The organism is Duganella sp. AC917 (assembly GCF_979258245.1).
The window spans coordinates 6,179,693-6,193,463 of record NZ_OZ409848.1 but is presented as its reverse complement, the minus strand read 5'-3'; the positions used below and the strand labels follow the sequence as shown (position 1 = coordinate 6,193,463).

At 62.7% G+C, this 13,771-nt stretch carries 15 protein-coding genes; 6 read left to right on the top strand and 9 right to left on the bottom strand.

What is annotated here, in order from left to right; genetic code table 11:
- Positions 1 to 29: 29 nt before the first annotated feature.
- The 9 genes from corA to mpl all read right to left on the bottom strand — a co-directional run bounded on the left by corA (position 30) and on the right by mpl (position 8,961).
- Positions 30 to 998 (bottom strand): magnesium/cobalt transporter CorA, encoded by a 969-nt coding sequence (corA, locus tag ACZ0BA_RS27030; protein ID WP_463454207.1) that lies wholly within the window; start codon positions 996 to 998, stop codon positions 30 to 32.
- A gap of 141 nt (positions 999 to 1,139) precedes the next feature.
- Positions 1,140 to 1,850, bottom strand: a complete 711-nt coding sequence (gene mtgA / locus ACZ0BA_RS27025; RefSeq protein WP_463454206.1) for a monofunctional biosynthetic peptidoglycan transglycosylase — start codon at positions 1,848 to 1,850, stop codon at positions 1,140 to 1,142.
- The gene (aroE, locus tag ACZ0BA_RS27020) at positions 1,847 to 2,665 is read right to left on the bottom strand and encodes a shikimate dehydrogenase (RefSeq protein ID WP_463454205.1); all 819 of its coding nucleotides are present in this window, start codon (positions 2,663 to 2,665) and stop codon (positions 1,847 to 1,849) included. The genes mtgA and aroE overlap by 4 nt, the downstream gene beginning before the upstream one ends.
- A 2-nt stretch (positions 2,666 to 2,667) precedes the next feature.
- A complete protein-coding gene (locus ACZ0BA_RS27015; RefSeq protein ID WP_463454203.1) occupies positions 2,668 to 3,555 on the bottom strand; it encodes a TonB family protein in 888 nt (295 codons plus the stop codon).
- A 64-nt stretch (positions 3,556 to 3,619) separates the two neighbouring features.
- Entirely contained in the window at positions 3,620 to 4,330 is a 711-nt protein-coding gene (locus ACZ0BA_RS27010; protein ID WP_463454201.1) for a DUF6445 family protein, read from the bottom strand.
- Positions 4,327 to 6,381 carry a ribonuclease catalytic domain-containing protein gene (locus tag ACZ0BA_RS27005; protein WP_463454199.1) on the bottom strand — a complete coding sequence of 685 codons (2,055 nt, stop codon included), beginning with the start codon at positions 6,379 to 6,381 and terminating at the stop codon, positions 4,327 to 4,329. Before ACZ0BA_RS27005 ends, ACZ0BA_RS27010 begins: the two co-directional genes overlap by 4 nt.
- A gap of 20 nt (positions 6,382 to 6,401) precedes the next feature.
- On the bottom strand, positions 6,402 to 6,995 hold the full coding sequence (locus tag ACZ0BA_RS27000; RefSeq protein WP_463454837.1) for a chorismate--pyruvate lyase family protein: 594 nt from the start codon (positions 6,993 to 6,995) through the stop codon (positions 6,402 to 6,404).
- Positions 6,996 to 7,009: 14 nt separating this feature from the next.
- On the bottom strand, positions 7,010 to 7,588 hold the full coding sequence (locus ACZ0BA_RS26995; protein ID WP_463454198.1) for a YqiA/YcfP family alpha/beta fold hydrolase: 579 nt from the start codon (positions 7,586 to 7,588) through the stop codon (positions 7,010 to 7,012).
- On the bottom strand, positions 7,585 to 8,961 hold the full coding sequence (gene mpl, locus ACZ0BA_RS26990) for a UDP-N-acetylmuramate:L-alanyl-gamma-D-glutamyl-meso-diaminopimelate ligase (RefSeq protein WP_463454197.1): 1,377 nt from the start codon (positions 8,959 to 8,961) through the stop codon (positions 7,585 to 7,587). Before mpl ends, ACZ0BA_RS26995 begins: the two co-directional genes overlap by 4 nt.
- Positions 8,962 to 9,049: 88 nt before the next feature.
- Between mpl and ACZ0BA_RS26985 the strand changes: the two genes are divergently transcribed.
- From ACZ0BA_RS26985 to prmA, 6 genes are all read left to right on the top strand, one after another.
- Complete coding sequence (locus ACZ0BA_RS26985; RefSeq protein WP_463454196.1) at positions 9,050 to 9,709, top strand: hypothetical protein; 660 nt, start codon at positions 9,050 to 9,052, stop codon at positions 9,707 to 9,709.
- Complete coding sequence (locus ACZ0BA_RS26980) at positions 9,702 to 10,247, top strand: TlpA family protein disulfide reductase (RefSeq protein ID WP_463454195.1); 546 nt, start codon at positions 9,702 to 9,704, stop codon at positions 10,245 to 10,247. Before ACZ0BA_RS26985 ends, ACZ0BA_RS26980 begins: the two co-directional genes overlap by 8 nt.
- A 95-nt stretch (positions 10,248 to 10,342) precedes the next feature.
- A complete protein-coding gene (gene aroQ, locus ACZ0BA_RS26975; RefSeq protein WP_463454194.1) occupies positions 10,343 to 10,780 on the top strand; it encodes a type II 3-dehydroquinate dehydratase in 438 nt (145 codons plus the stop codon).
- Positions 10,781 to 10,878: 98 nt separating this feature from the next.
- Complete coding sequence (gene accB, locus ACZ0BA_RS26970) at positions 10,879 to 11,346, top strand: acetyl-CoA carboxylase biotin carboxyl carrier protein (RefSeq protein WP_463454193.1); 468 nt, start codon at positions 10,879 to 10,881, stop codon at positions 11,344 to 11,346.
- Positions 11,347 to 11,457: 111 nt separating this feature from the next.
- Entirely contained in the window at positions 11,458 to 12,834 is a 1,377-nt protein-coding gene (accC, locus tag ACZ0BA_RS26965) for an acetyl-CoA carboxylase biotin carboxylase subunit (protein WP_463454192.1), read from the top strand.
- Complete coding sequence (gene prmA, locus ACZ0BA_RS26960) at positions 12,834 to 13,766, top strand: 50S ribosomal protein L11 methyltransferase (protein ID WP_463454191.1); 933 nt, start codon at positions 12,834 to 12,836, stop codon at positions 13,764 to 13,766. The genes accC and prmA overlap by 1 nt, the downstream gene beginning before the upstream one ends.
- Positions 13,767 to 13,771: the final 5 nt, after the last annotated feature.

Sequence of the window (13,771 nt, the reverse complement as noted above, 5' to 3'; positions counted from 1 at the left end):
GTCAACATGACGGCGCGCGCCTCGTTAAGTTACTTCAACCAACCGCGCCGGCGGAAGTACCAGAACGGCGCAATGGCGCTGGTGATCATCAGTACCAGCGCGAACGGATAGCCGAACGCCCAATCGAGTTCCGGGAACCAGCGCTTGAAGTTCATGCCGTAGATCGATGCGATCAAGGTCGGCGGCAGGAACGCCACGCTGGCCACCGAGAAGATCTTGATGATCTTGTTCTGGTTAATGTTGATGAAACCGACCGTGGCGTCCATCAGGAAGTTGATCTTGTCGAACAAAAAGGACGTGTGGCCGTCCAGCGATTCGATGTCGCGCAGAATCTGACGCGCCTCTTCAAACTGCTCGGCATTGAGCAAGCGTCCGCGCATCAAGAAACTGACCGCGCGCCGCGTATCCATCATGTTGCGGCGGATGCGCCCGTTCAAGTCTTCCTCGTGGGCGATGGAGTTCAGCGCGGCGGCCGCGTCCTGGTCGGTGAACTGTTCCTGCAGCACGCGGCCGCTGACTTCTTCCAGATTCTGATAGATGCCTTCGAGCGCGTCGGCCGAATATTCGGCGTCGGTCGCGTACAGGTCCAGCAGCACGTCCATGTAGTCGGCGATCGAACCGGGCCGCGAGCGGGCGCGCATGCGCACCAGCCGGAATACCGGCAAGTCATCGGTGTGGACCGAGAACAGCATTTTGCGCGCCAGGATGAAGGCCACCGTGACGATGCGCGACGGGCCGTCCTCCTCTTCCAGCAGGAAGTCGGTGCGCAGGTGCAAATCGCCGTTTTCCGCTTCGTAATAGCGGGCCGACGCTTCGATGTCCTTGACTTCGTCCTCGCCCGGCAAGGTCACGCCGTAGATGGCTTTGACCCATGCGCGTTCGTCGTCCGTCGGGTCGGTCAGGTCGACCCACACCGGCTCAACCTGCTCCAGGTCCGAGCGGCTGTCGATGGGCACCTGGTTCAGTCGGCCATTCTGGAGAACGAAAACATTAATCATGGGTACGCGAGCCTTCTGGAAACAGCGCAAGTGTACCCGCAAAGCCCCTGCCGAGGCCAGCCTGCCACGCGGTTTTTCGCCCTATCGGGTCGCTTTTGCGATCATTTTATCGGTTGCGGCGGCAAGCCGGGCCAAACAATCCTACGGCAACTCCGCCGATCCCATGCGGCGCAGGATGACACCGGTGCGCCGCGCCAGATAGCCGGAGTCGCGGTGCGTGTCGTAGAAGCGCGGATTGGGCAGCATCACCGCCAGCTTGGCCGCCTGCGAGGCGCCGAGGTTGGCGGCGCTGACGCGGTAATAATGCTGGGCGGCCGCCTCGGCGCCGAAGATCCCCCTGCCGAACTCCACCACGTTCAGGTAGATCTCGAAGATGCGCTCTTTGTCCATCAGCGTTTCCAGCATATAGGTGATGATCAGCTCCTGGCCCTTGCGCAGGTAGCTGCGCGAGCCGGACAGGAACAGATTCTTCGCCAGCTGCTGCGTGATGGTCGATCCGCCCGCGACCACCTTGCTCTTTTTGTTGTTCTTCTCGTAGGCTTTTTGCAGCGCTTCCCAGTCCACGCCCTGATGTTCGGAGAAATTGGCGTCTTCGGAAGCGATAATGGCGCGTTTCAGATTCTTCGAGATGCGGTTGTACGGCACCCAGATCTGCTTGATCTCGGCATTCGGATTTTTCTCGCGCAACGCCGCTTCCTGCTGGCGCATAAAGCTGGTGCGCGACGGGTTATGGTCGACCCACCACCAGATCTGCAGGAAGAAATACAGCTGCACCGCCGCGAACAGCAGCACCGGCAAAATGAAAATCCATTTTACCCAGCTCCATTTGCGGCCACCCTTGGCCGCGCTCATAGCTGCTCGCGCAAGCGTTGCAATACGTCGCCGGTGGCAGGATGCACGCCGCGCCAGACGCTGAACGCCTCGGCCGCCTGCTCCACCAGCATGCCCAGGCCGTCACGCAGCCGTGCGCCGTGCTGAGCGGCGAACTGCAAAAATACGGTGGGGGACTTCGAGTACATCATGTCGAAAGCAAGCGCGCCCGGCGCGAACACCGAAGGCGACACCGGCGGCACCTCGTCGCCCAGGCTGGCGGAGGTGGCGTTGATGACGATGTCGAAAGCGCCGTCGATGTCGGCGTAACCGCAACCCGACACCACACCCTCGCCGCCCAGCGCGGCAAACTGTTCCGCCAGCGCCACGGCGGTGGCCACGGTGCGGTTGGCGATGACCAGTTGCGCCGGACGGTGTTCAAGGATCGGCAGCACGACGCCGCGCGCCGCCCCGCCCGCACCCAACAGCAGCACGCGTTTGCCGGTGATCGTCACACCGGCGTTGCCGACGATATCCGCCACCAGGCCGGCGCCGTCGGTGTTGTCGCCGATGATGCCGTCCTCGGTGAAATGCAAGGTGTTGACGGCGCCGGCCGCCTGCGCGCGTATCGTCAGCGCGTTGGCGACCTTGACCGCCTCCAGTTTGAACGGCACGGTAACGTTGGCGCCACGGCCGCCCTCGGCGATAAAGGCGTGCACGGCGGCGGCAAAGCCGTCCAGCGGCGCCAGCCGTTTTTCGTATTGCAGGTCTTGACCGGTCTGGGCCGCGTAGGCGGCGTGTATCTCGGGCGATTTGCTATGGGCAATCGGGTTGCCGAACACGCAATAGCGATCCATCGTTATCGTCCTCCGCCGCTCATGTCGGCTTGTAATTTGTCGTCGCGGGTAAATTTGAATGTCGTGACGATCACCCACAGATCGTCCTTGTCCGCCGACAGCATGTTCGGCGGGAATTTGCCGAACGGCGCGGCGCGGCGCACGATGTTCATGGCGGCGTCGTCCAGCGCGGCATTGCCGGAGCTGCGGTCGACCTTGATGCCGCCTTCCTTTTCATAGATCGTGCCGTCCTGGAAAACCGGGATCGACAGCACCAGCTGGCCGTACAGCTTGCGGCCGTTTTTCTGGGGGAAGTTCAGCGTACCGATGGCTTCGATCCGCTTCTGCAGCGTTTTGTAGTACATCGCATAGCCAACCCCGCGCGTACTCGGCGTGATGAAGGTTTTCTTCGGGCGCTTGTTCTGGTCTTCGATGGTTTCGCTGATCTCGGCGGCGCGGCGGGCGATTGCCTTGCTGGCGTCGAGCAGGTCGGCGCCGCTCGGCAGCGGATCGGGCGCGGTTTTCTCGGTCACCGGCGGCGCGTTGAACGGGTCCGGCTTGGCCACGCGGGTCAGCAGATTGCGCTGGCGTTCCTCGAGCTCGGCGATGCGGCGCTTGGCGGCTTTGATGCTTTCGCCGTCTTCCGTCTTGCGCATGTCCGGCAGTGGCGACTTGGAACGGCCCTTGTCGACGTTACCGCCGCCGTCCAGATTGGCCTGGGCCAGCGCTTCGGCCTTCAGCGGTGCTTTGCTGTGCTTGGCGTTGACGAGGATTACTTCCAGGCCGGGATCGGTTGGTTTGACCGGCGCCGGCGTCGGAGCGACAAAGCGCACCGCGAGCATGGCGGCGTGCGCAACCACCGAGATGCCGATGGCGATATACAGGAAGCGGTTTTCTTGGAAAGATTTCACGCGGCAGGCTTCAGTTTCGTCGGTTCAAGGCAGTGCGCTGATTTTAACCGATTTACCACCCTCATCAGGCGGCGTTGCGGCGCGAGTTGAAGAAGGCGTTGACGGTCAGCCGCCCCGTATGCACGTCGTCGCGCAGCAGCGCGGGGCTGTGGATGTCTGCGCTGTGCGGCACCGTGCCGTGGTAGAAAATGGCCCGGTTGAAAGCCGGCTGCGCGGTGTAGACTTTTTCAAAGTAGCGGTCCGAGGCCACCGCGTAGCCGTCGCCGGCGCCGGTCAGCGCGGTAAATGCCTGGCGATCCAGTACGCTCGATTGCAACACCATGTGCTCGAACTCGGACGCCGAACAGGTTTGCCGGAAGAAGCCGGTGCCGCCCAGGCGCGGATCCTCAAACAGATACAACACCATGGCGCCGGTACCTTCCCGGTTGGGCTGGGGCACGGTGTCGAAGTGACAGACGCGCTGCAAATTACGCAGCTGCGGCGGCTGCAGCGTGGCCAATGCCAGCCGTGTTGCCAGCATCGTGGTGCGGCGCGCGCCAAGCGGCTTGCGCACATGCTGGACCACGAACTGATCGAAGGCCTGGGTCATCTCCGGCGTCAGGTTCAGCTCCGGGCCTGGAAAGTAGTTGTGGTCGGCATCGCTGAATTCCGCGCGCGAGCGGCTGGCCAGTTCGATCATTTTGTGCGGTTCTAGCAGCAAGTCGTCGACGATGACCAGGTTTTCTTCACCGTACAGGGGTACGACGCTGATCTTGGCGCGCGGATTGAACATCATGCGGCCGGCGGCTCGCTCGCTGTCGCCTCTTCCGCTGCAGCGCTCGCTTCGGCCGTGTTTTCCTCGGCGGCTTCGGGATCATTGGCGTCGCCGGCGGGAATTGCTTCTTCTTCCTCGTAGTCCAGCTCGGCATCGGCGGCAACCGCTTCGGTGGTCGGGATTTCCAGGATGCGCGCTTCAATCGACAGATCGACCTCGTCCCAACGCAGGATGTCGATCTTGACCTGGGCGCCGCGCGCCACCGACGGCATGCCCGGCAGACGGATGATCAGCGGAATGTCGACCAGGCGCAACACCTCGTCCTTGAGCACGACGGCCTCGACCTGGCGGGCATTTTCCTGACCCAGCCAACGCAGACACCAGTAGCGCTCCATGTTCGACTGGTGGTCGCCGTAGGCCGCATAGGCGGCGTCGAACTGCGACACGATGGCGAACAGTTCCGAGTCCTTTGGCTTGAACGGTGCAACCAGCGGCGCCGTCACGCCGTGCTCGGCGCAGGCGAGGATCTGCCACTGGTTGACCAGATCGGTATAGCGGCGCAGCGGCGATGTGCTCCACGCATACTGATCGACACCCAGGCCCTGGTGCGGCGCGGCATGGGTCACCATGCGCACCTGCATCTTGGCTGCCCAGCCGCCGACGCCCTGGCCCTGGCTGCGGTAGATGCCCGGCACGCCGTGATCGTGCATCAGCTTGCCCCAGGTGCTGTTGGCGAAGATCATCAGTTCGGCGACGATCTTGTCCAGCGGCGCGCCGCGCTTGCGGCGGCTGACGGTGACGATATCGTTCTCGACGTAGAAGTTGAAGTCGACGCGGTTGTTCTGTTCCGGCTTGAGGCCGAAGCCTTCGCGCTTGACCATGCGCGCAGCCTCCAACACCTGCGCCCATTGCCAGATCAGGCCAAGCTCTTCCTTGTGCGGATAGTCGCCCTCGCCGCTGGCCAGGGTTTCCTCGTTGACCAGATCGTCCAGGTCGTTGTGGCGCAGATTGCTTTGGATCGGCACCATCTCGGCGCGGGTCTCGGTGGCGATCACCGACCAGTCGGCCGGATTCAGGGTCGCGTACAGCGACAGCGCCGGGCAGGTCTTGCCTTCGGCCAGCGTGAACGCTTCGACGATGCCGTCCGGCAGCATCGTGATCTTATCGCCCGGCATGTAGACGGTGGACATGCGCGCACGCGCCATCTTGTCGACCGCGTCGTCCGGCTTGATGCCCAGGCCTGGCGCGGCGATGTGGATACCGATCTTGACGTTGCCGTCGGCCAGCTTGGTGACCGAGAAGGCATCGTCGATCTCGGTGGTGGTGACGTCGTCGATCGAGAACGCCTTGACGTCGGCCAGTGGCAGCTTGGTCGGCGCGACAGGCACCGGCACGTCCGGGAAACCGGCGCCGCGCGGGAAGCTCTCGAACAGGAACTTGGCCATATGCAGCGCCTTGGGCGACTCCACGCCACCGGCCGCGAGCATCAAACGCTGCGGATTGGTGTGCAATTCATTGCAAGCCGCTTCCATCGCCTTGTATTCGATCGAATTCTTGTCCGGCTTGAACAGCAGTTGCATGACGATGTTCTTCATCGATTCCGGCAACTTGTTGGCCTTCAGTTCCTCGACATACTGGGCCTGGACCAGCGCCTGCTGTTTCTTTTTTTCGATGCCAGCCTGCGCCGCGCGCAGGGACTGCTCCGGCGCGGCCTTGTAGCGGCCACGGCCCTTCTTGTAGAAATAGATCGGCGCGGAGTGCAGGCTCAGGATCAGGCCGGCGGCTTCGGCCGGCAGCGGCGCGTGGCCGAAATACTCGGCGCCCAGCTCGGCGAAGCCGAACTCTTCCTCGCCCGCCACTTCCCATAGGAAGTCGAGGTCGATCTCGGCGGCAACGGTCTTGGCCTGTTCCATCAAATCCGTCGGCGACGGCTTTTCGTACTGCAGCAGCACGTCCTTGATCTTGACCTTGCTGCGCTTGCCGCTGGCCATCTCCACCTGATAGGCCTCGCCCGCTTGCGACATCATGGTCCCGACCTTGAAATCGCCGGATTCTTCGAAAAATAGATTCATTGCTCGCTTCTGTTCGTTGTTTATTCGTTATGACTGCGCAGGTCCAGCACGGAAGGCAGAAACACTTCCGTGACCAGCAGAGTACCCTGACGGCGCCGATATAAACAGCGCCGTGCATATAATATGCGCTCTCGCGGGGGCCCTTGATTCTCCAGGCCCAGGGCCGACGCCGCGCGTTGCGCCAGCGGATGCTCTTCCCGCAATCTTGCAAATTCAGAAACACCACGCCGCACGCGCGGGTCGCCAAACAATGTCGTCCCCAGCGAGCGCTCGCCCAGTGCACTAAATAAAGGCCAATCGGCGGCCGTGGCCGACATCGGCACCACCGTGTGCGCAAATACCACCGGCGTATTATCACATCGCAGCAGCACTTCCCTCTCCCACACGCGGCCCGGGCGGTGCAGACCGATCGCGGCGGCCTCGTCGGAAAGGCAACGCGCGACGCGCTGATGCAGGCACTGCACGCGGAAAGCCTGGCTGTGCGCCTTCAGTCTGGCGGTCAGCGAACCGTCGGCCGTCAGCCACGGGCGCAGGGACGGCGGCGCGTTCAACGCCAGCACATGCGGCTGCCATCGGGTCTGGCGCAGCGAGGCGCCACGGGTACCGGGCGCCAGCGAAAACGGCTCCCTCAACGGCCGGCCTCGACGCCGCAAAACTCCAGCACCGCATCCAGATATTCGGGAAATTCGGAAATACTGTGGTCGCTGCCGTCGATCACGTGCTGGCGCGCGCCCGCATAATGCTTGGCCATATCGCGATAGTCCAGCACTTCGTCACCGGTGGCGGCGATCAAAAAGTAACGCTCGGGCCGGGTGATCGGATCGACCGCCAGCGCGCGCAGCTCGTCGATGTATTCACGCTTGAACTCGAACGGCTCGTCGGAATGGAATTGCGTTGTCACGCCGACATGCTTGTCCAGATCCTGCAGCGGCACGATGGCCGGATTGAGCAGCACGGCGCGGCAGCCGATGCGCTCGGCCAGCCAGGTGGCGTAGTAGCCGCCCAGCGAGGAGCCGATGATACTTAACTCTTGCGCCGGCACGCCCTCTATTAAAGAGAGCGCCAGTTCCATCGCCAGCTTCGGCGAGGCCGGCAACTGCGGGCAAACCAGCTGGTCCGACAATCCCAGCGCCGCCATGCGCTCGCTGATCACGCGCCCCTTCATCGATTTCGGCGACGAGCGGAATCCGTGCAGATAAAGAATCATCGCGCCAGCGCTTCCAGGATTTTGTTGTGCACGCCGCCGAAGCCGCCGTTACTCATCACAATGATCTGATCGCCCGGTTGGGCCGCCTTGACGATGGCCGCGACCAGCGCGTCGATATCTTCGTAGGCGCTGGCGATCTTGCCCAGCGGCGCGAGCGCGTCGCCCAGGCTCCAGCCCAGCGCCTGCTCGCTGCCGTAGCCGAACACCAGATCGGCGTCGCCCAGGCTGCCCGGCAGCGCATCCTTCATCGCGCCCAGCTTCATCGTGTTCGAGCGCGGCTCGAGCACGGCCAGGATGCGGGCGGTCTTGCCGACCTTCTGGCGCAGGCCGCCAACGGTGGTGGCGATCGCGGTCGGATGGTGGGCGAAGTCGTCGAACACGGTGATGTTGTTGACCGTGCCGCGCAGTTCCATGCGGCGCTTGACGTTGTCGAACGTGGCCAGCGACTTGGCAGCTTGCGACACCGGCACGCCAACGTGGCGGGCGGCGGCGATCGCGGCCAGCGCGTTGGCGCGGTTGTGCTTGCCGGTCAGGTTCCACTCGACCTTGCCGACCGTTTCGCCGCTGAAAACGACATCGAAACTGCCGTCATCGTATTCCTTCATCACCCATGCCGCGCCGTCGTTGTTGCCCGACCCGCCAAAGCTTTCCTTCTCGCTCCAGCAACCGCGCTTGAGCACGCGCTGCAGCGACGCTTCGTCGCCGTTATAGATGACGCGGCCGATGCCGGGCACGGTGCGCACCAGATGATGGAATTGCGTCTCGATGGCGCCCAGGTCGGGGAAGATGTCGGCGTGATCGTACTCGAGGTTGTTCAGGATCGCCGTCTTGGCGTGGTAGTGGACGAACTTGCTGCGTTTGTCGAAGAAGGCGGTGTCGTACTCGTCGGCCTCGATCACAAAGAAAATCGATTCCTTGTCACCTTGAATCCGGGCCGAGACGCCAAAGTTCAGCGGCACGCCGCCGATCAGGAAGCCGGGCGCGTAGCCGGCGTCTTCCAATATCCAGGTCAGCATGGCCGAGGTGGTGGTCTTGCCGTGCGTGCCGGCGACCGCCAGCACCCAACGGTCCCTTAATATATGTTCGCCCATCCACTGCGGGCCGGACACATACGGCAAGCCGCGATTGAGGATTTCCTCGATCAGCGGATTGCCGCGCGAAACCACGTTGCCGATCACGTAGAGGTCCGGATTGAGCGCGGTCTGCTCGGGGCCAAAGCCCTGTATCAGTTCGATGCCCTGGGCTTCCAGCTGGGTGCTCATCGGCGGATAAACATTGGCGTCGCAGCCGGTCACGCGGTGGCCCGCTTCTTTCGCCAGGACCGCCAGGCCGCCCATGAAGGTGCCGCAAATACCGAGTATATGAATATGCATGGTGTGTAACAGGATCGATCCGCACAAGTGAATACGCGATTTTACCTGAGGCGACGCCGATTTCCCGGTTAAGAGTATTATCTCGTCCATGACGCCGAATGTTATCGAAGAAGTCCTGCTGCTCCGCGCCGAGATCGCCGCCGCGGCCGCGCGCCTGATCGCCCAGGACGGCGCCGACTACAACGCCGCCAAGCGCAAGGCCGCCAAGCAAATCCTCGGCGACACGCAACCGCCGCCGAACCTGTTGCCGGACAACGCGCAGATCGAAGCCGAAGTGCGCATCTACCAGTCGCTGTTCCATGCGGACACCCAACCGGCCCGGCTGTTCCGGCTGCGCACCCTGGCGGTCGACATCATGGAAGGGCTGGCCGCGTTCCACCCGTTCCTGACCGGCGCCGTGCTGAACGGCACGGCCGGCCCGCACGACGACATCCACCTGCAGCTGTTTGCCGACAGCGCCAAGGAAGTGGAGATCTTCCTGCTGAACCGCAATGTACAAATCGACATCTCCGAGACGCCGCATTTCAAGGGTCCACGCTACGATCCCGTGGAGACGGTCAGCTTCATGTGGCACAACGAAGGCGTGCATGCAGCGCTGTATGAGCTCGACGACATGCGTGGCGCCGTCAAAACCCGTGGCGACAAGCAGGTGCGCGCCGATGTCGCCGCCGTGCGCGCGCTATTAGTTAGTAGTACCCATACAAGCACCAACGAACAAAACCCCAACCAAAACCCCGATCATGAATAAAAAACATCTGGCCGCCTATGTCGGCGTCGCCCTCCTGTTCGCCGCCTCCGGCGCCTGGGTCGGCTACAACAAACAAAACGCCGCGCCGATCACCCAAACCGCGCCGGCCGGTGTGACCGGTCCGGTGGCCGCCCTGTACGGGCAGACGCTGCCGGATGCCAAAGGCGCGCCAACTGCGCTGGCCCAATATAAAGGCAAGGCGATGCTGGTCAATTTCTGGGCGCCGTGGTGCGCGCCGTGCGTGCAGGAGATGCCGGAGCTGTCCGAGCTGGCAGCCGGAGAACTCGGCAAGAAGCTGCAAGTTATCGGAATCGGTATTGATTCGCCGTCAAATATCGCGGCTTTTAGCGACAAATATAAAATTACCTACCCGGTGCTGGTGGCCGGCATGAGCGGCACCGACCTGTCGCGGCAGTTCGGCAACGCCGGCGGCGGCCTGCCGTACACCGTGCTGATCGGCGCCGACGGCCAAGTCAAGAAGACTTATCTGGGGCGCCTGAAGTTCGACGAGCTGCGTAAGGACTTGGCAACGCTGTAACGGGCGCCGACAGGCGGTGCGCGAGTTTTTTTCTCTTGCCAATGCCGGCAGTTGGCGGCAAAATGCGGAACTTTCGCGGAAAACGGTCTAGAACCATGGCAAAAAACCTCCTACTGCTCAACGGTCCCAACCTGAATTTGCTGGGCACTCGCGAGCCAGAGGTCTACGGCGCCAGCACCTTGGCCGACGTAGAACAAGCCGCCCAGGCCCAGGCCGAGGCGGCCGGTGCGACGCTGTCTTGCTTCCAGAGCAACCACGAAGGGGCGCTGATCGACCGCATCCATGCAGCCAGGACCGAAGGCGTGGACGCCATCGTCATCAATCCCGGTGGTTTGACCCATACCAGCGTGGCCCTGCGCGACGCCTTGGCGGGGGTCGCGATTCCGTTTGTCGAAGTGCATATTTCTAATATTTACCAGCGCGAGTCGTTTCGCCACCATTCATTCCTGAGCGCAATCGCATTAGGCACGATCTGCGGACTGGGTATCGAAGGATATCGGTTTGCCATCGACTTCGCCCTTAAAAGGCGTTAATCTACGCGATCTGCGCGCAACACTTACGAACTTAACGCGGTATTGCCCACGAGGCGGCGCCGCTCATACTTTACATAACAAGATATTCCGGGGGTTACATGGATCTACGCAAGCTGAAGACCTTGATTGATTTGGTCGCGGAGTCGGACATCGCCGAGCTCGAAGTGACCGAAGGCGAAAGCAAAGTACGCATCGTCAAATCGTCGGCCCTGCCGCAAAACCAGATGGTGATGATGCAGCCGCAAGGCATGCAGCCGCAGTACCATGCCGCTCCCGCGCCAGCCGCCGCGCCGGCCGCAGCAGCTGCCCCGGCCGTCGCCGCCGAGCCAACCGGCCACATAGTCAAATCGCCGATGGTCGGCACCTTCTACCGTTCGTCGGCGCCAGGTTCGGCCGCGTATGTCGAAGTGGGCGCCGTGGTCAAGGAAGGCGACACCCTGTGCATTATCGAAGCGATGAAACTGTTGAATGAAATCGATGCCGACAAATCCGGCACGATCACCCAGATTCTGGTCGAGAACGGCCAACCGGTCGAATTCGGCCAACCGCTGTTTGTGATAGGCTAAGTCCGGTTTGCGCCCTCCCCCTCGGTGACGGGCGCGCCGGCTTTGTTCCGCATTCCCTCCTCTACCTGACGTTGCCGGTCTCCGGTACTCACAGACATACGCGAACCTATCATGTTTGAAAAAATCCTTATTGCCAACCGTGGCGAAATCGCCCTCCGTATCCAGCGCGCCTGCCGCGAAATGGGCATCAGGACGGTTGTGGTCCACTCGGAAGCGGACAAAGACGCCAAATACGTGAAGCTGGCCGACGAGTCGGTGTGTATCGGCCCGGCGCCGTCGTCATTGAGCTATCTGAACATGCCGGCCATCATCAGCGCAGCCGAAGTGACGGACGCCGAAGCGATCCACCCGGGCTATGGCTTCCTGTCGGAGAACGCCGACTTCGCCGAGCGCGTGGAAAAATCCGGCTTCGTCTTCATCGGCCCGCGCTCCGAATCGATCCGTTTGATGGGCGACAAGGTATCGGCCAAGCAAACCATGATCAAGGCCGGCGTGCCTTGCGTGCCCGGTTCCGACGGCGCGCTGCCGGACGATCCGAAAGCCATCGTGCAAATCGCCCGCAAGGTCGGCTATCCGGTCATCATCAAGGCGGCCGGCGGCGGCGGCGGTCGCGGCATGCGCGTGGTGCACACCGAAGCGGCGTTGATCAACGCCGTGGCCATGACCAAGACCGAAGCCGGCTCCGCCTTCGGCAATCCGGAAGTGTATATGGAGAAGTATCTGGAAAATCCGCGCCACGTGGAAATCCAGATCCTGGCCGACGAACACAAAAACGCCGTCTGGCTGGGCGAACGCGATTGCTCGATGCAGCGCCGCCACCAGAAGGTCATCGAGGAAGCGCCGGCGCCGGGCATCCCGCGCAAGCTGATCGAAAAGATCGGCGACCGCTGCGCCGAGGCCTGCCGCAAGATCGGCTACCGTGGCGCCGGCACCTTCGAGTTCCTGTATGAAAACGGCGAGTTCTACTTCATCGAGATGAACACCCGCGTGCAGGTCGAGCATCCGGTGACCGAAATGATCACCGGCATCGACATCGTGCAGGAGCAGATCCGCATCGCCGCCGGCGAAAAGCTGCGCTTCCGCCAGCGCGACGTGATGCTGTCCGGTCACGCCATCGAGTGCCGCATCAACGCCGAGGACGCGTTCAAGTTCACGCCGTCGCCGGGCCGCATCACCTCTTGGCACGTGCCGGGCGGTCCTGGCGTGCGCGTCGATTCGCACGCCTACGCCGGCTATTACGTGCCGCCGCACTACGATTCGATGATCGGCAAGGTCATTTCATACGGCGCCACCCGCGAGCAGGCGATCCGCCGCATGCAGATCGCGCTGTCGGAAATGGTCGTCGAAGGCATCTCGACCAACATTCCGCTGCACCGCGAACTGATGATCGACGCCCGCTTCATCGAAGGCGGCACCAACATCCATTATCTGGAACAGAAGCTGGCCGACATGCCGGATCTGCATAAACTGAGTTTGAAGGCGCAATAATGAGCTGGACTGAAATCGTCATCGAAATCGCGCGCGACCACGCCGAAGCCCTGTCGGACGCGTTGATGGAAGTCGGCGCGCTGTCGGTGTCCGTGGAAGACGCCGACGAAGGCACCGACCAGGAGCGCCCGCTGTTCGGTGAGCCGGGCATGGAACCGACCGAAGCGGCATGGGATCATAGCCGCGTCGTGGCGCTGACCAACGAGGATGACGACCAGGCCGCCATCGTGGCCGCCGCCGCAGAGCAGATCAAGCTGGCGACCTTGCCGAAGTTCACCACGCGCAAGGTCGAAGAGCAGGACTGGGTACGCCTGACGCAATCGCAGTTCGCGCCGATTCACATCGGCAAGAACATCTGGGTCGTGCCGAGCTGGCACGAGGCGCCGGATCCTGACGGCCTGATCCTGGAACTGGATCCGGGCCTGGCCTTCGGCACAGGCAGCCATCCGACCACCCGTCTGTGCATGGAGTGGCTGGAAGCGAACCCGGCGCCTGCGAAGACCGTGCTCGACTACGGTTGCGGTTCCGGCATTCTGGCGATGGTCGCCAAGAAGGTCGGCGCCGGCGAGGTGGTGGGTGTCGACATCGATCCGCAAGCGATCGAATCGGCGGCCGACAACGCCCAGCGCAACAAGTGCGAGATCGAATACTTCCTGCCGGACACCTTCGCCCAGTCGAAGCATGCCGAGCAGAAGTTCGACATCGTGGTCGCCAATATCCTGTCGAGCCCGCTGAAGTTGATGGCGCCGATGCTGTCGGGAAGGGTCGCGCCCGGTGGCGCGCTGGTGCTGTCCGGCGTACTGGCGCGCCAGGCCGAGGAAGTGGCCGCCGCCTATGCCCCGTTCATCAAGCTCGGCGTCTGGGCGGAACAAGACGGCTGGGTCGCCCTGCATGGCCGGCTCGGCAGCGATGCGGTACCCGCCCCGCGCTAACGGCA

Bases quoted from the DNA above. Each gene is read 5' to 3' on its own strand.
- corA (WP_463454207.1), bottom strand. From the start codon at position 998: ATGATTAATGTTTTCGTTCTCCAGAATGGCCGACTGAACCAGGTGCCC.
- mtgA (WP_463454206.1), bottom strand. From the start codon at position 1,850: ATGAGCGCGGCCAAGGGTGGCCGCAAATGGAGCTGGGTAAAATGGATT.
- aroE (WP_463454205.1), bottom strand. From the start codon at position 2,665: ATGGATCGCTATTGCGTGTTCGGCAACCCGATTGCCCATAGCAAATCG.
- ACZ0BA_RS27010 (WP_463454201.1), bottom strand. From the start codon at position 4,330: ATGATGTTCAATCCGCGCGCCAAGATCAGCGTCGTACCCCTGTACGGT.
- ACZ0BA_RS27005 (WP_463454199.1), bottom strand. From the start codon at position 6,381: ATGAATCTATTTTTCGAAGAATCCGGCGATTTCAAGGTCGGGACCATG.
- ACZ0BA_RS26995 (WP_463454198.1), bottom strand. From the start codon at position 7,588: ATGATTCTTTATCTGCACGGATTCCGCTCGTCGCCGAAATCGATGAAG.
- mpl (WP_463454197.1), bottom strand. From the start codon at position 8,961: ATGCATATTCATATACTCGGTATTTGCGGCACCTTCATGGGCGGCCTG.
- ACZ0BA_RS26985 (WP_463454196.1), top strand. From the start codon at position 9,050: ATGACGCCGAATGTTATCGAAGAAGTCCTGCTGCTCCGCGCCGAGATC.
- ACZ0BA_RS26980 (WP_463454195.1), top strand. From the start codon at position 9,702: ATGAATAAAAAACATCTGGCCGCCTATGTCGGCGTCGCCCTCCTGTTC.
- aroQ (WP_463454194.1), top strand. From the start codon at position 10,343: ATGGCAAAAAACCTCCTACTGCTCAACGGTCCCAACCTGAATTTGCTG.
- accB (WP_463454193.1), top strand. From the start codon at position 10,879: ATGGATCTACGCAAGCTGAAGACCTTGATTGATTTGGTCGCGGAGTCG.
- accC (WP_463454192.1), top strand. From the start codon at position 11,458: ATGTTTGAAAAAATCCTTATTGCCAACCGTGGCGAAATCGCCCTCCGT.
- prmA (WP_463454191.1), top strand. From the start codon at position 12,834: ATGAGCTGGACTGAAATCGTCATCGAAATCGCGCGCGACCACGCCGAA.